Annotated in this window: 13 protein-coding genes; 6 read left to right on the top strand and 7 right to left on the bottom strand. The window is 46.5% G+C overall.

All coding sequences use genetic code 11. The features are described 5' to 3' along the window. Positions 1-26 precede the first annotated feature (26 nt). Entirely contained in the window at positions 27-1175 is a 1149-nt protein-coding gene (locus B9N89_RS20670; RefSeq protein WP_132321978.1) for a hypothetical protein, read from the top strand. 9 nt (positions 1176-1184) lie between these two features. Here B9N89_RS20670 and B9N89_RS20665 read toward each other — a convergent pair whose 3' ends face one another. Beyond that, on the bottom strand, positions 1185-2810 hold the full coding sequence (locus tag B9N89_RS20665; protein WP_159455526.1) for an ABC transporter substrate-binding protein: 1626 nt from the start codon (positions 2808-2810) through the stop codon (positions 1185-1187). A gap of 132 nt (positions 2811-2942) precedes the next feature. Here B9N89_RS20665 and B9N89_RS20660 point away from each other — a divergent pair, with 132 nt between their 5' ends. Beyond that, positions 2943-5333: an adenylate/guanylate cyclase domain-containing protein gene (locus B9N89_RS20660; RefSeq protein WP_159455525.1), complete on the top strand. Its 2391-nt coding sequence runs from the start codon at positions 2943-2945 to the stop codon at positions 5331-5333. After that, positions 5317-6546: a hypothetical protein gene (locus B9N89_RS20655; protein ID WP_132321984.1), complete on the top strand. Its 1230-nt coding sequence runs from the start codon at positions 5317-5319 to the stop codon at positions 6544-6546. Before B9N89_RS20660 ends, B9N89_RS20655 begins: the two co-directional genes overlap by 17 nt. A 297-nt stretch (positions 6547-6843) precedes the next feature. Here the strand turns inward: B9N89_RS20655 and B9N89_RS20650 are convergent, their stop codons facing one another. Next, positions 6844-7422, bottom strand: coding sequence for a superoxide dismutase (locus B9N89_RS20650; RefSeq protein WP_132321986.1), 579 nt, complete (start codon positions 7420-7422; stop codon positions 6844-6846). A gap of 122 nt (positions 7423-7544) precedes the next feature. Here B9N89_RS20650 and B9N89_RS20645 point away from each other — a divergent pair, with 122 nt between their 5' ends. After that, the gene (locus tag B9N89_RS20645; RefSeq protein WP_132321988.1) at positions 7545-8903 is read left to right on the top strand and encodes an amidohydrolase family protein; all 1359 of its coding nucleotides are present in this window, start codon (positions 7545-7547) and stop codon (positions 8901-8903) included. 40 nt (positions 8904-8943) lie between these two features. Here B9N89_RS20645 and B9N89_RS20640 read toward each other — a convergent pair whose 3' ends face one another. Further along, positions 8944-9579, bottom strand: coding sequence for an LPS assembly lipoprotein LptE (locus tag B9N89_RS20640; RefSeq protein ID WP_132321990.1), 636 nt, complete (start codon positions 9577-9579; stop codon positions 8944-8946). A 14-nt stretch (positions 9580-9593) separates the two neighbouring features. On the opposite strand from B9N89_RS20640, the gene B9N89_RS20635 reads away from it, so the two are divergent. Both B9N89_RS20635 and B9N89_RS20630 read left to right on the top strand, forming a co-directional pair. Further along, positions 9594-10067 carry a hypothetical protein gene (locus tag B9N89_RS20635; protein ID WP_132321992.1) on the top strand — a complete coding sequence of 158 codons (474 nt, stop codon included), beginning with the start codon at positions 9594-9596 and terminating at the stop codon, positions 10065-10067. A 98-nt stretch (positions 10068-10165) separates the two neighbouring features. Beyond that, a complete protein-coding gene (locus B9N89_RS20630) occupies positions 10166-10651 on the top strand; it encodes a hypothetical protein (RefSeq protein WP_132321994.1) in 486 nt (161 codons plus the stop codon). A 34-nt stretch (positions 10652-10685) separates the two neighbouring features. On the opposite strand, the gene abc-f is transcribed toward B9N89_RS20630, so the two are convergent. From abc-f to B9N89_RS20610, 4 genes are all read right to left on the bottom strand, one after another. Beyond that, positions 10686-12656, bottom strand: coding sequence for a ribosomal protection-like ABC-F family protein (gene abc-f, locus B9N89_RS20625; protein ID WP_132321996.1), 1971 nt, complete (start codon positions 12654-12656; stop codon positions 10686-10688). Then, positions 12657-13745, bottom strand: coding sequence for a hypothetical protein (locus tag B9N89_RS20620; RefSeq protein WP_132321998.1), 1089 nt, complete (start codon positions 13743-13745; stop codon positions 12657-12659). A 295-nt stretch (positions 13746-14040) separates the two neighbouring features. Continuing rightward, on the bottom strand, positions 14041-15258 hold the full coding sequence (locus B9N89_RS20615) for a PorV/PorQ family protein (RefSeq protein WP_132322000.1): 1218 nt from the start codon (positions 15256-15258) through the stop codon (positions 14041-14043). A 65-nt stretch (positions 15259-15323) separates the two neighbouring features. Next, entirely contained in the window at positions 15324-15728 is a 405-nt protein-coding gene (locus tag B9N89_RS20610) for a hypothetical protein (RefSeq protein ID WP_132322002.1), read from the bottom strand. Positions 15729-15737 lie beyond the last annotated feature (9 nt).

Genomic DNA, 15737 nt, shown 5'->3' with positions numbered 1-15737 from the left:
TTGATAAGCCAGTGAGGGCTTTTTTCATGAAATTTAGATTAGCCTTCGGCCTTGGGGCTATGCTTTGCAGCATCGAGGCAATAGGAGATCCCCTCGAATACAAGATCATGACGGCCGTCGACGCGGATAGCAACCATCAGTTTATCTATAATCCAGCGCTACTTGACCCCAATAAAAAATACTATTCATTCATCGCCTTGAAAGATACTAAAACAAGCTCTGTTGTTGCATCTCCGAATAACAATCGACAAAACATATCCTATAGCTTGAAAGACGATATTCTAGCCGCTGGTGCCATGTGGCCTTTCGGAGGTGGTTCATTTGGAGTGTCCTACATACGTGCTAACCAGGATCTGGATGCTGACAATGATCTGATATCGAGAGTGATCACTGAAACAAGACGTGATGATATTTATGCTATGAAGTTTATTATAAGTATGACGCCTAGTCTAAATTTTGGCTTTCACTATCAGTACAAACAAGCTGCTCATCACCTGAACGGTTCTTTTTTTGTGAATGATGACGACAGAACCAACTACAAGGCCTTTCTTTCTGGCTATCGGCTCGGAATCTATTACAGCAATCAGAAGATGGGTTTGGGTCTTTACACCGCTCCCCCAACAAGGGGTAAGGCCTTGATTGATGGGGAAAACAAGATTGTGGCTGAGTCGGGTACAGGAGGTTTGGATTTTAAATACAAGCTTTCCGATAAAACAAGCCTGGGGCTTGGTGCGACGAGGTGGTTCTATCGGAAAGACGATCGCCTTGAATTATCAACCAGCCCCGTTGATATGCGAAATATTTCACTCAACGGTATAGATCTAGATCAATATTTGGCAAAGATTCAAAATTTTCGACTGGGAGTCATTCATCGAGTTAAGCCTCAGCTCTCGATTTTAGCAAGTTTAGCTCAACAGGAATCAGTGTTTCATTTCAATGAGGACGGCTTACCAGGTGACGATAGAGAAAACGTGCCTTCCTTTCGATACCTTCAATTTCATATTGGAGGAATGTATACTAAGAATCGCTTTGCAATGGAGTTGAGCTATCATATTACCGATCGCGAGCAAAGTTCCATTATCGACAATACTCAGAAGTTAGGTAATCGGGAGTATGAAAGCTATTCGGCTAAAGAAACGGGGGTGATCATCAAGGTTACATTTAAAGCAAGTTGATCAAACTCGCTAGAAAATTCCCTTATCATCATCTTCCAAGGTGCTCCAGCCAGATGAAAACAAGCTACTATGATAGCCGTGACCAGGGAAATGAACATTCACTAGATTCGTGTTCAAAATCCCGAAATGTGGCCTTATCAACAGTGGGACTGCAGGTAAGTCTTCCTGATAAATCTGTGAAAAGCGCTGCATCAACTTGCGTCGCTCCCCTTCGTCAAACGCCTGGCTAATCTCGTCAAGAACTCGATCCGTTCTTTTATTGTTCCAAAATCCAAGGTTCCATCCGTAGTAGTCGTTTTCTGAGTTGGGGATGTACTCTGAGTGGAATAGTGATTTGAGTGGCATATCTGGAAAGACTTTGAGCGATAGCAAAGCCATATCTTTGTAAAGTCCTTTGCGCACCTGTTCGAGAACTGCTTCGACGGACTTCATAGGCCGGAGTTGCACAATGATGCCTGAGGCAGCTAGGTTGGAACGAATCCGGCTCGCGATTTTATGCTTCAAGGTAGTGCGATGATAGACGAGATCCAGCTTCAAACGAGCGCCATTCTTAATCCGTTCCCCATCAATGAGTTGCCAGCCTGAGGAGCTTAAGATACGACGAGCCTTGAGCAATTGGTAGTCTGATGCACGGCTTGGATAAGCACTGCCTAAAAAAGGTGGGATAGGTGCGACTGAGCCGTAGTTGTCGAAAATATCCGAGAGTAGGCTTTCCCTATCGATGCTATGGAAAATGGCGTTGCGTACCTGCTGATCTGCAAGATAGGGGTTTCTAAGGTTGAAGTAGAGGATATCAGTTGTTGGGCTGAGTGAATGAGCTAGCTTCCATTGCGACTTGATCTTGTTATCACTTAGCAATGGCTTGATATCATCATAGTCCAATTCACCATCAGCAACCATATCGATGGCACCTGATTTAAGGGCTCGAAAAAGGTCCTTGGCAGAATTTACGAAGGTGATGTGAATGGATTTAAAGTCATTTTTGAGACCCTGATAGTATCGATTTTCCCTTAGGGTCATCGTCTTGCTATCTTGTTCTAGACGATAGGGGCCATAGGAAAGGCCTTGAGAAAGGCTGATCTGTTGATTTGCTTGTTTAGGGTTGCGTGAAATGGCCTTAAGGAGCTGTGCTTTCTGGTGTGGTAATAGTGAAATCGCGAGAGTCTGATAAAAATCTGGCCTAGCTTCTTTCATCCACATGGAAAACTTACGAGGGTTTTTGTGATTTATAGTGATCTTAAGCTCTGGAAAATGATGACCCTGTTTTTTCATGTGCTCAATTGTAAACTTAACATCGAATCCAGAAAGTGGCTTGCCATCATCCCACTGATAGCGTCTTGAAATCTGCCAGTGGCTGACCATGATAAAGCCATTTTCATCAGGTTCTTCAAAAACCTCCACGCCCTGATTTGATAGTTTTGGCAAATGAGAGCATATAATGCAGGTCCATTGCTGGTTTTGATTGATCGCAATGATGGGAGGAACAACCAGATTTCTTATGAAGTTACTATCCCCAGGGCTCTGCTGAATGGGATAGAACGATTGCATGTGCTGCTTCATCGCGATGTTGAGGGTCTTTGCTTCCAGGATCATAGGGAGCAAAAGCGCGATGCTCAAGAGAATTCGATGAGTCAAAGGTGTCCTCCGCTGAAACATTTAGCCTCTCACTTGTACAATAGTAACACTGTTTAAGCACTTATTTTCCTTAAAAAACTCAGGTATTGCTCCATCCTTCCGATAAACCTGATGAATAGGAATGGAGTGCTAATGCTAAGTAAAGTCAAGTGGTTACAACAGCCGAATGTAAGCCACACTTGGGCTTTGACCAGCGTATTGATCTGGGTCGGGTTGCTATTTGCATTTCAGGATACGCAGATCGCAAGCGACGTGGATAACAAAATTAGCCTGCCTAGCTATTTTAGGCTTCGCCATGAGTTAAGCAAAGGGCCAGAATTACATAAGAAAATCAAGGTTTTTGGGGTTGACGATAGCACCGTCTCTTGGCTGAAGAGCCCGAATCTGACCATGGAGCAATGGTCGCAGCTCCTCTTAGATATCGATCGAAGAAAACCGAAGGCCATCATTATCGATGCCATGTTTTCGATAGCCAATATTCCTAGCGATCGTGTCGCAGAATCCCAACAGGCCATTGAGGCCATGTCAGCGATCGAGTCTCGGGTCATAGTAGGAGCGTTCGCTGCACCAAAAGTAGTGCCGTTTCGACAAAAAATCTCACTGGATAACCCTGCTTACGAGCTAAAAAACTATATTCACTTGCCGGAAAATCTATATAGCGATCCTGAAAAGGTCGCTAGGAGCCTGAACCTCTATCCAGCGCGTGGAGGGCACATCTACGGGCCGGACCCAGTGTTACGGCCATATTTTAAGCACGTGGGTCAGATACTTTACTCCGGAAATAGCCGCTTCATCCCATTTTTAAGAATCGACGATACCACCGCAATTCCTCACTTTATGATCTTTGCCGACGATGAGCCGAAGTTCTATAAGGGCAAGCTTTACTTGCGCAAGGCAAAGATATCAACCTATGAAGATGGAACAGCCCCTATTAACTTCAATTCCTTTCGTTACTACTTAGGTAAGACAACGGCGCTTCGATTTCTTATGGAGGATCGCTACAAGGAAAAGTATCTCAACCTGGTTAACGAGGGTGATTATGTTTATATCATTCCTGCATTCTATACCGGTAATACCGACTTCAAACAAACTCCGTTTGGGCCAATGCCTGCGGGCTATACTCACTTGTCGGTTCTTAATAGCATTTTGAATCAAGATTGGCTGGTGCCAATCAACTACAAGAGGACATTTATCGTTATTGCTGCTTGCCTTGGTGCAGCTCTAGCGGTGAAAGTGAATTCGATTGGCTTTGCTCTATCGATCGTTGTTGGCTTGAGTGCTTGGGTTAGCATTGCCATGTATCTATTTGCTTTCAAGGGGCTATTGGTGCCTTTGGTGTTTCCAGCGATCAGCTTCATAGGCCCTCTGATCACCATTTTTGTCGAGAAATCGCGAGTTGCTGAGAAAAAGTCTCAATACATTCGCAATGCGCTTGAGGGTAGTATTCGGCCCAGAGAATTGGAGACTCTTGCCCGAGAACCAAATCGTGTTAACTTTGAAGCAAGGGAGCGAGTTGTTACGGTGATGTTTATTGATGTGGTGGGCTTCTCCCTTCTTGCGGAGAATCAACTGCCTCGAATTGCGTTCGACTCCCTAAAACAAACCTTGTCTGAAATATCACGGATCGTTCACGAGTACGGCGGGATTGTAAATAAAAACTTAGGCGATGGACTTCTCTGCTTTTTTGGTTACTCCCTAGAAAGGGATGAAACGACTTTCGATCATGCCGAAAAAGCTTTGGAGTGCGCCATCAAAATTCAAAAGGAAAACGTTCCCAAGATGCTCGCAGCAGCGGAGAAAAAGGAACCTGTTCACCCGCTTCGCATTGGTATCAATACGTCTTCTGTGTATCTGGGCAACTTAGGAACCGAAAATCGTATTGATTTCACAGTGGTTGGTAATGGGGTGAACTTTGCGAAGCGGCTTGAAGGAGCTTGTGAGCCTCACTCGGTTTTGATGGGGGGCACCACTCGCGAATTAGTTGAGCCCTTGGGGATTTATCAGGATGGGCTTAAGAAACGTTTGATTGAGATTAAACACCACCATGAAATGGTAGAGTCTTGGGAATATGATCCCTATTGGGATGAGTTGGAGATGAGGGTTGCAGCAAACAATGCCTATCGATCGTCGACCCATCAGGCCCGCGCTGAAAAGCGCTGGCGCGTGGACCTGCCTGATAATTTGATTGTGACGACGAACATGGGAACCGGTGAGCTTGTGAACTTCTCCAGTACTGGATTAAGCATCAAACTACCAAGTCTATTGGTTAAAGGGGCAGTTCTGACTTTGAATCTTGATTCGTCTGATGGTAGGCTGAAAAAGAAACTTGAAGCCCAAGGCTTAGGAACCATTTCCATTGAGGTCCGCTGGGGGTTTCAGGACAATAAAGGCTATCTCCACGGGGTTCGGTTTCGTCATGTAACCACTGAGCAAACCATGTTCGTTGTTGAACAACTCTGTAAATTCGGGCTCGCGGGGCAAGCATGGCAAAAGAGCGGTTCACCTGATGATCAAGCATCTTAAGCGACTTTTTCTAGCCACTTGCTGCATAAGCTCCGTAGCATCGGCCTGCCCAGCTTTCTTTTTTGCTTATAAGGTTCCCTTTTTAAAAAAATACTCTTATCCAAGAAATCAGGTTGCCTTGTTCAAACGAAATCAACAATCGTGGCAAAGTATTCCCATACAAATCAACAAAGGTAATCGCGAGGGAGCCTTAGATTTTAATATCCAAGAAAACTCTGGTGAGAAGAATTTGAGGCCGTTTGATCGCATCGCCCTACACCCCAATCATTTTGGAGATCTATGGGATCAAAAAGGTGTCCTACCCTGCAAAACGAGCCATTTAGGGTCTCAGATATCGTCTAGCGGACGCCATGCTTATCTGTTTTTTTGTGAGGAGGAAGCTTTGGCGATTCCATCTGATATTACCTATGACGAAAAGCTGCGCGAGGTACATGCTCCTGGGTATCATTATATCCATGATGAGTATAATCATCTGAGCTTTGATGCCATTAAACTAGAGTTTGGAAACAAGCATCTACCAATTGCCCTGGACGCAGAGCAACTGATTAGGGCGGATGTAAAAAACTTCTTTACGATGGATTTCGATGCTGGGGATATTCGCGCCAATCTAAGCCATCAGCTTCCAGGTAGCGTGGGTCTGCTTGGCTTGCTACGTTTCTATTTGAAGATCCTCTTTTTTAAGATTGAGTTGGCGCTCACACCGGAAGTTCAGTTTTACGAAGATAGTTTGTATATGCCTATGAGCTTGCACAGCCCTGTGGAGGCCGACTCCTACCTAAATCCCGGGAGTGGAATCTTCTACACTTGGAAGTCTCCCAAGGATGTAAGCTGGGACTTTGATCGAAGCCGTATGCCGCGCTTTATAGCTAAGGAGGTCTACCATAAAGACTGGAAGGCCTACTGTGGTCGGAAGCGCTGTGCCTTTACCCTTGTGGGGAATGCCTACGGCAGATCGATCGGAATGGACTTTCAAATTGATCGCCGTCTAGCTGAAATGAATTTCTATCCCCAGCTCATCACTGATATGAATGTAGTGAATCGTTCCTTTGATGACAAAATATCCGAAGATCTTGCCTACCGCATCGGAGTGTTTTTTGAAACCTCTCGTTTGCCTAAAGGGGATCATTTCTGGGATTTTTGGATCTCGCTCAATCGCGGCAAGGCGGAATGCCCAGCACCCCTACGGTTAAAATCGTTGCGTAAGAAAGGCTAAGCAGATAATTGTTAATGGTATCGGTACTCACTTTAGGGCCAGATCATGCTGCCTATTCGGATATTATTTCACTGTATCCCAATTGTTCCCGTATTCTTTGAACTTTATTTTCTAACAGTTGCTCTTGTGCTGCTAGTTGCAATCTTCTATGTCAAAACATTCAAGATTGGCCAGCAAATTGAAGATTTTCCGAAGGATGGAAGTGAGGAAGAATTGCAGGAATTGAAGACTTTGCGAAATCGGTGGAAAAGTCTGACGTTTTTGCAAGAGGACGAGTAGTGTCCTCTTGCTCTTACCTTAGCTCATCTGAGACGCAACAAAATCCCAGTTGACTAGGCTCCAGAAAGCATCGACATACTTTGGTCGTGCGTTGCGGTAGTCAACGTAGTATGCGTGTTCCCAGACGTCGCAAGTCAGAAGTGGCGTGACGTTCTCAGTGATCGGGCAGCCGGCATTAGCTGTTTGCATGATATCGAGGCCACCGTCAGATTTTTTTACAAGCCAAGCCCATCCTGAGCCAAACTGAGTAAGTGCTGCATTGGTAAACTTCTCTTTGAACTCAGCGAAAGACCCGAAGTTCTTATTGATAGCGTCAGCAACAGCTCCTGAAGGCTCACCGCCGCCGTTTGGTGATAGGCAGTTCCAGTAAAATGTGTGGTTCCACACCTGAGCTGCGTTGTTAAACAATCCGCCCTCAGAGGACTTGATGATATCTTCGAGAGATTTTTCAGCGTTGGGAGTTCCGTCTACGAGACCATTGAGCTTTGTTACATAGGCGTTGTGGTGCTTGCCATGATGAAAGTCTAGTGTTTCCGCCGAAATGTGTGGGCTTAGGGCGTCTTTTGGATATGGTAGCTCTGGAAGAGTAAAAGCCATTGTAGTCTCCTATATGTTGCTTTGATAATCTGAGGTAACTTGAACATGACTCTTAGTCAACGAGTGAACTTGAGTCGTCGACTCTAGTCTAGTCGGGTTTATCAAATTGTCGAGAGGTTTTAATGAAGCAGCTATCTCCTATTGGCCCAGAGGGTGCGATTTTCCATGATTTACTGATCATCCCTGGTCATTCTGAAAAGCCTCTACTTGACGGTGCTATTTATATCAAGGGGTCCGATATTATCGATGTGGGGACCCTGGCCGAGGTAGAATCTCGCAACCCTTCCAGTCCCAAGGTGTCTATGAAGGGCTATCTTGCTTGCCCTGGTTTGGTGAATGCCCATACCCATGCTTCCATGTCATTTTTTCGAGATCTTGGTCACGATCGCGTGCTGCCAACTACACCTGGCAATAGTATGATCGAGGACTTCTTTTTTCCTTCAGAAAAGGAGTTGACCGCTGATCTTATCGAACCCCTAGCCTACTCCTATCTGGTGGATGGCTTGAAGTCGGGAGTCACATTTTTTGGGGATGCATACTTTTTTGCCAGGGGAACCTGTCAGGCGATCGATCGGTTGGGTGTTCGCGGTGCTGTTGCTGAGCATCACGCCGACCTTGGTGGGCCACTGCCTGCGGGGCGTGAACTTTGGAAAAAGACTAAGGCGTGGATTGAGGACTGGGACTTCCCGACGATCACGCCGGTAGTCTATGCTCATGCAGCCGATACAGTGTCCCGCGAGTTCATGAATGAGTTGAATGACTTCGCAGTGCAAAATCAGCTACCATTTCACATGCATCTATCCCAAACATCAGGAGAGCGAGACAGGGTATTGACCCGTGAACGTATGAGTCCGGTAGCATTTGCTAAAGAGTGTGGAGTTTTAAGACCTAAGACACTTCTAGTGCACTTACTCAGTGCGGATGAACAGGATATCAAGCTTCTCGCAGACTCGGGGGCGACTGCTGGATTGTGTCCTGTTTCAGAAATCCTGTACGAACACGCACCTCTGGGGAGGCAGTTTGTTGAGGCTGGTATTCCGATCGCGCTGGGTACAGATTGTGCAGCTTCCAATGATGGGAGTGATATTCTAAACGAGGCGAAGGTATTCGGTCTGATGCTGCGAATGCAGGGTTTGGATCATAGCAAGAGTTCGCCTCACTTTTTACTCGATACGATCACGAAAAATGGTGCTGAAGCCTTGGGGTCTCCATGGGTTGGGGCAATCAAACCGAACAAGAAAGCTGACATTGTCTTTATGAAAACTGGTTTAGGCGTCGAGCCACAGTCAGACCCTATGGTGAACTTCTTCTATACCATGGGAGCCAAGCAGGTTCGCCATGTGATGGTTGATGGTCAGTGGGTTTTGGTGGACGGAGAGTTAGCTAAAGTAAGTGAAGCGGACCTAAGAGACCAGTTTATCCAAGCTCTAAAGGAGATCAAGTCAAGGACCAATCTCCCGATGACTGTACCGACAGCGTAGGGCTACGATTCGGAATAGGTGAGCGAATCAGGTAGCACCGTTAAAGGAGGAAGTCGGTGACGACCTTTCGTGCAATCCCTTCCGACATGCTTTTCATTCGAGCCTGCAATGCTTCTTCATAAAGAAGATAGCCGGACCGTGTCTGAGCTACAGATGACGCTCGAATGCTACGGAAGCTACCGCTAGTACTATAATTGCGGCTGAAAATAGTCTCGCGGGTGCGGAGATTATGGACTTCAACTTCAATCGTATATGTGACCGTTTCTGTCGTGGTCCAGTTACCTGCTCGGCGCAAGTTCTTGAAGGCAAAAGGGTTGCCCTTATCAGTATCGCTAACAATAGGGTCTTTGGTAATGGCCTCAGAGCTAGGTGCTCCAGATGGAAAAACCTGAGCATCTTTGATTTGCACCGTCATCAAAGCATCGGCTTCTTCTTTTGAGGTCAGCACCAAGCGACCATTCCTAGCAAATTCTTCCATCAGTGAAGTCCATAGGATTTCATGAGGTATGACTTCGCGGCTAGTGTCGTAGATCCCTTCAACTGCAATGCTCTGCACGCCCTCGGGCACCGTCATCACCACATTGGTAAATCGGTAGGCACAGGAACCAAGGCTGCAGCTTATGACCAGTGCTAGTACGAGCTTTCGCGATAAGATAGAAAGGTAACGATATGCCATAAAAGGTGACCTATATGTTTGCCGAGAACTCTGGAACCGTAAGTAAAGTTACCACGAATCAAGTCGGTGCAGCATACCAGTTTAATTCATGGCTTAAAAACAATAATTATCACAGTCTGACCGATGCCTCGGGGACTAATTGGTTTCTTCAAGTATCTTCACACCTTGGCCCCAATCCCGAGGATACGCAGGGAGGTTTGTGGCAGATTCGAATCTTACTATCGACGGAACTTGACAGGCAAAACCTTTTGGAAGCTGGTGTTTGCGATGAAAAAGCAGATACAAGGCTGCTCAAGCTGCTTGGGGATCGGCATGTGCCCCTTGAAATGAATCGGCCTCCCTTTCAGTGCCGGACCGTGGAAGATGCCAGACGGTATTTGATTCAAGAGGTTGAGGTTATTCGCCAGCAGCTCAAATCCCCAAGACTTTCTGAGATCAAACGGCAGTATCTAGGGCAATGGATTGATAATCATCAACTTTTTCGCTAGAGCAGAGTCTCCATAAACTAAAACTTGCTATAATTCAAAAAAAAGGCTATTTAAGAAAGTTTTGATATTTGGATTATAAAGTCATCAGGGAGCCTGCTATGGATTTCGTACCAGAGATTATCGACGGCACCGTTGTATTGAATGGAATCGACATCTGTTCAACCGGTCCAGATTGCCGCCCATGTTCCGAGGTTGCCGTTGGCATCCACAATTGGTTAGTTGCGCACGAAATCAGATATCTCATTGTTGACTTCCAGGACGAAAAGGAAGTTTGCACCACGATTCTTACAGAGTTGTTGCAACTCAACAAGCGCCTTGATTTCCCTTTTATTTTTTGTGGAATGATGGAAGCGCCAAAGAATTTCATGCGGTCCTACCTCTACAATGATCACCCTTTTTTCGAGGTTCCAGAAGATGCTGTAGCTTACTTAAAGCAATCGCGTCCGGAATTATTGATGGTTGACTTATCAAATGTGCGAGAAGGTGAAGTGATTCCTTGCACGCGCTCTCGTCATTATAGGAGTGACGAAACAGAGACTGAAGAGACGGAAAGTGACGACTCGTCAGAAACTGCAGAAATGTAATTCTGTTTAGATTGCTGAGCTTTTCAGCCAGCTTCTATAAGCGGTTGATGGCTCGAAGCTGTTCTTCGAGCCTTTCACACTCTTCTGATGCCTCTAGCCATTCCGTTTCGCAGGCTTCCAGCCGTTCTTCAATTTGATCAAGTTCGCTGCGAATCTGAGCAAGTTGCTCATAATCTTTAGGGTCCACTTTATAAGACTGTTCTTCGAGTTCAGCACGTTTTGCCTTAAGGCCAGCCTCTTCACTTTCTAGTTTTTCAAGCTTTTTCTGCTGGCTATTGCGCTGCCTTTTCAGGTCTTTGACCTCTTGTTGCGATACGACCGGGGTTTCTACAGCCTGTTCCGTCGCTTGAGGAGAGGTTTCCTGAGTCTGACTATAGTCGGGGTCAAGCACGTTAGGAAACCCCATTTGCTTTGCCATGAGCTGGTAGTCATCGAGTTTGCCTTCAAAAAGCATCGACTGACCAGAAGGTAGCATAACAAAAACATGGGAGCACACTGCGTCAATAAACGTTCGATCATGGCTCACAAATAGAATGGTTCCCTCAAATTGATTGACCGCTTGAATCAACGCTTCTACCGAAGACATATCCAAGTGGTTCGTAGGCTCATCTAAAAGCAAAAAATTGGCGTTTTGCACAAGAATTTTTGCTAAGGCCACCCGGCTTTTTTCACCACCCGATAGGACTTCGACTTCCTTAAACACGTCATCCCCGCGAAACAGGAAGGCACCTAGAATGGAGCGCGCGTCTTTTTCGCCAATAGCCGTAGAACCATCAAGGACGTTCGTCAAGCAGTCCTTGGTGATATCAAGAGAGTCCTCATGATTCTGCGAGAAGTAGGCTGGCTCCACATTATGGCCAAAATCAACTTCACCGGCCAAGGGTTTTAGCTCGCCAACAATGGACTTTAGCAGGGTAGACTTGCCGATACCGTTGGCACCAATGACAGCAATTTTCTGGCCGCGCTCGATTCCTAGGTTCAGCTTTTCAATGAGGGGGGCATCGTAGCCGATAGCCAGGTCGTTCACCTCTAGGACTTGACGACCACTCTTTTGCGGTGGTGCTAAATGAAAGATGATATCTTGTTGATTGTCCTCAAGGTTGAGTTCCCCTTCAAGTTCCCTGAGTTTTCCGATCATCTTGACTCGCGATTGAGCTTGCTTAGCTTTGGTGGCCTTGGCACCAAAGCGTTCCACAAACTTCTCCATCTTCTCCCGCTTCTTGGCTAAGTTGTCGCGCCGGGCTTCTTCCAACTCAAGCCGCTCAGCACGCATTTCAAGAGCCTTTTCAAAGGAGCTTGGGTAAGACTCCAGTTGGCCCTGGAATAAGAGCAATGTATGATTTGCAAGGCGATCAAGGAGTGATCGATCATGTGATACGAATAACAGGGTTCCTTTGAAGCTTTTTAGGTAATTTTCAACCCACACTAAGCTAGGTAGATCGAGATGGTTTGTAGGCTCATCTAGGATCAGGAAGTCTGGTTCATTAATGAAAATCTTAGCAAGCTCAAGGCGCATCCGCCATCCACCGGATAGAGCGGTAGGATGGCTCGTTAGCTTCTCCTCGGCGAAGCCTAACCCTGCCAGGATACTCTTTGCTTTGGCCTCTAGGGAATAACCATCCAAGCGCTGAAATTCAGCTTCAAGAGCCTCGTGATGCTTGAGTGCATCTTCACTGTGATCTTGCTCAAGGCGACTGATGCTAGCTTGCAGATCCTTTTGGATTGACATGACAGTTTTTGCACCCGCCTTCGCCTCTTCGATGATCGTGCTTTCCGGTCGCGGATTGGGCTCTTGAGGGAGGTAGCCGATCTGAAATTGCCCGGGGCTAATAACTTTGCCGCTGTCAGGCTCCTCAAGACCGCATAGGATATTGAGAAGCGTGGTTTTTCCGGCGCCATTGGCGCCGATGAGTGCTATTCTTTTTTGACTGGGAAATTGAAAGGAGACTGCGTCCAAAACTGTTTTGCTGGCGAAGCTTTTGCTTAGCTGGTCGAGTTGAATCATCTAACGAGGGCTCACGTCCTGGTCAATGCTCTCCAGATCCCGAGTAATCACCGCCAAGTTTTCACGGACAGTCGTGAGGTGGTCTGCAGCCGGAAAGTCACTGAGGGCTTCTTCCAAATACTTCTTGGCCTCTACTAGATAGGCTGCTTTCGTTTTAATATCAACCACCGGAAGGGAGCTTTGGAACGCCTGTGCTGCTTTTTGGCGAAGCTCCTGAACAGCTAAATTGCTGAAATATTTTATTTTTTCCTGCGCCGCTGGGTAAAATGGGTCCACTGAAGTCACTCGAGATGCTCGGCCAACAGCTGATTTAAACTGGCCTTTTTCTGCGAGCTTTTGAGCTTGGAGCAATATAGTATCCCCAAGTAGAAGGTCAGCAGCGCGATATTGGCTTGGATCAACTGGGGATGCCACTTGTCGGAGGCTGTCTTCGCCATCTTCTTTTGGCACTGTTTGTTGGAACTGGTCCGCAAAGGCTTGCCACATAGCAATCCTACTACCTAGGACTTCCGCAACTCCTTCCCGATAACGCTCACTGTCGCCACTCACCGCTAGGGTTGCTTGAACAATCTGAAAGACTTGGAGACTTTGCAGATATGGGTTTTCCTTGAGAGAGTCAAACAGATTGATATCGGTTCGGTTAAACTGTTCTTGTATGGTCAGCAACTTGGGGGCTGAGCTTGCACTATTAGCTTCGTCGGTTGCCTGAGAAGAGGCGACGCTATCGGCAGCTGATCGTTGGACGAATTTTAAGTTCCCTAAGGTGAGAATGGCTTCAGCAAAGCTTCGTGGAGCTGGGGGCGTATTGATACGGCTCATTTCGCCAAGCTCATCGTCTGTGATTCTTTGGTCGAGAACAAGAAGGCTAGAAAACAAGGCCTCGTGAGAGTTTTTTACTTGAGGAGCAACAGGTTTTGAAACCTTCTCCCCCTGCTTGCTGATGGTTTGCCCTTTTCTGGACGGTGTCTTCGAGCTTTTCGGCTGGGCGTATTTCTTTGGAAAGGCCGGCTTGGTGGTGGTGCAAGCGCTAAAGCCGCCAAAACTAATAAAACACATTAATATCGATATCTTAGCTCTTTTGCTGGTCATGCGGTCAGTCCCATAAGAATCGGTCCGTTAAATCATTAGGATCGTACCACTTAATGGTACTGTTTGCTATATGATACCATTGTTGCGGGTGACATTGACATTTCTTGCCTGGAAGAAGAATTGATGCAATCAGGTGTTTTGCTACGATGAATCGTTAGTTGATCTTCATATGACTTTAAATCTACAGAGCATTGGGGTAAGAAATTCTTGCCTAAAACATGCCACCAAAAGCCAGGTGTTTCGGAGATCTCTGATAAAAAGAGCCAATCGAATTCGAGTATAAAACTGTCTAGCACTAGAAATCAATCGACAAACCAGCCATGATTCGGCGGTCCTCTTGAGGTGTTTCTGAAGTAGAAATATCTCTACCAAAAGTAGCGAAGTCGAGAGATAGGAACGATAACCGAACCGAGGCACCCATACTATAAAATCCTTGATTATACCCGACTGAAACAGAGAATGGTGATGGTAGAAGTGGGTTGCCTGTAACAAACTCGATGCCCGCATGGGTTTGCTTTTGGATGGGAATATCGCTCAAGCCGTAGTTCTGGGATCCTGAACCTATATATAGATGATGAAAACCTACCGATAAGCGCGCAGCAATTTTCCTGCTAAGCCTCGGTGTGATAGAGATTCCCACGCGGATATCGGTGGGGTCAATGGTGGATACGGCATCGGGATTGGCAATGTCACCAGTAAAAACTGTGCCACAAACCTTCTCTCTAACTTTTGCAAATGGGTTCAGATAATCATCTTTGCAGCCCAAGGGGGCGTTGAATACGGCAATACCAATAGTGGGAAACCAAAAGTCGGCAAAGGTCCACATGAATCCAAGGTCTACCGCGAAGGCAGATGACTTGTTGGAGTTTTCTTTGATTCGAGTTTGCAAGGTGTTGGCATCTTGAAGCTCTGTGACGAGCAAGGTGTCTTCATAAGCATAGCGGGCTACATAGCGCAGGTTTAGGCCGAAGTTTAGCCTATTCGTGCGATTGGTAAAGGCTAGGCCCCAGACCCCACCCACATCGGAAATGGCCTCGGTTCGTGCTTGATCGGTGTTTTCAGAGTCAATGACCGCTTTTAGTTTGGTGTGAGAATAGGCTCCAACAATGGACGGCATGCTGCCCAAGTCCAGCATCATCAGAGGAAACATTGATAGGGTTGACCAAAGGGGCTTGTCGGCGAGATCTGTCGCGCTGCTCGACAGGCCTTGCGCGTTTTCTTCATTTCCCGATTCGCTTATACCATCGATAAACTCTTGGCTATTGGTGTTGATGCCGACCACGATATTCGGAATTTTCACGATGTGAACCGTGGAGCGGCTACGGGCTTTTCGTACGCGAGCGATACCAGCTGGGTTGGTCCACACTGCATTCTCGTCGTTGGAAATCGCTGTGAATGCTCCACCCATGCCGTTGGATCTCACTGGGACAAAGGACTCGGGAACCTCTTGGCTGTATGCCGGGTCTATTGCAAGACAGCCAGTAAGAATCAGCATTTTAGAAAGTCGTATCATAGTTACCTCAAGTCTTTCAGTGCCTCTATCGGAGAGGTCTCTATGAGCTTAAGGTAAGATTTTTCCTAGCTTTCAAGGCTTGATTGTAAGGTATTAGCCAAAATAGAAAGATCTTCTAAGTCGTGCTTAAGTCTCTTGATTTCATCATCTTTTTCCACAACCGCGCGATTGAGATGATCGATTTCCCGCTGGTTAGCAGTGGAGGAAAGAGCTCCTGCCAAGGTATTTTCAATTGAGGCAAGGCGTCGCAGCGTTTCATCCTGTGCTCCTGTGGCCCCTGAGGTAATCAATTGGGGCTGACTGTTAATATTCGGCTCTTCAGACTCTGACGGGTAGACCATCAATTGCCCATGCACCATACGGCAGATAAGTTGCCCGCATTCAACCTTCTGCCAGATATCGGCTTCAGACAGGCCGAGGTGTCTGCTGGCTTGATCGATACTATAAACTTTTGAAACCTTGGTTGTCATGAAGCTGTC

It is taken from the genome of Pseudobacteriovorax antillogorgiicola (genome assembly GCF_900177345.1).
Taxonomy (GTDB): Bacteria; Bdellovibrionota_B; Oligoflexia; order Oligoflexales; family Oligoflexaceae; genus Pseudobacteriovorax; species Pseudobacteriovorax antillogorgiicola.
Note: the sequence above shows the minus strand (reverse complement) of the source record. Positions and strands in the feature narration are given on the sequence as shown.

Bases quoted from the DNA above. Each gene is read 5' to 3' on its own strand.
- B9N89_RS20670 (WP_132321978.1), top strand. From the start codon at position 27: ATGAAATTTAGATTAGCCTTCGGCCTTGGGGCTATGCTTTGCAGCATC.
- B9N89_RS20660 (WP_159455525.1), top strand. From the start codon at position 2,943: ATGCTAAGTAAAGTCAAGTGGTTACAACAGCCGAATGTAAGCCACACT.
- B9N89_RS20655 (WP_132321984.1), top strand. From the start codon at position 5,317: ATGATCAAGCATCTTAAGCGACTTTTTCTAGCCACTTGCTGCATAAGC.
- B9N89_RS20650 (WP_132321986.1), bottom strand. From the start codon at position 7,422: ATGGCTTTTACTCTTCCAGAGCTACCATATCCAAAAGACGCCCTAAGC.
- B9N89_RS20645 (WP_132321988.1), top strand. From the start codon at position 7,545: ATGAAGCAGCTATCTCCTATTGGCCCAGAGGGTGCGATTTTCCATGAT.
- B9N89_RS20640 (WP_132321990.1), bottom strand. From the start codon at position 9,579: ATGGCATATCGTTACCTTTCTATCTTATCGCGAAAGCTCGTACTAGCA.
- B9N89_RS20635 (WP_132321992.1), top strand. From the start codon at position 9,594: ATGTTTGCCGAGAACTCTGGAACCGTAAGTAAAGTTACCACGAATCAA.
- B9N89_RS20630 (WP_132321994.1), top strand. From the start codon at position 10,166: ATGGATTTCGTACCAGAGATTATCGACGGCACCGTTGTATTGAATGGA.
- abc-f (WP_132321996.1), bottom strand. From the start codon at position 12,656: ATGATTCAACTCGACCAGCTAAGCAAAAGCTTCGCCAGCAAAACAGTT.
- B9N89_RS20620 (WP_132321998.1), bottom strand. From the start codon at position 13,745: ATGACCAGCAAAAGAGCTAAGATATCGATATTAATGTGTTTTATTAGT.
- B9N89_RS20615 (WP_132322000.1), bottom strand. From the start codon at position 15,258: ATGATACGACTTTCTAAAATGCTGATTCTTACTGGCTGTCTTGCAATA.
- B9N89_RS20610 (WP_132322002.1), bottom strand. From the start codon at position 15,728: ATGACAACCAAGGTTTCAAAAGTTTATAGTATCGATCAAGCCAGCAGA.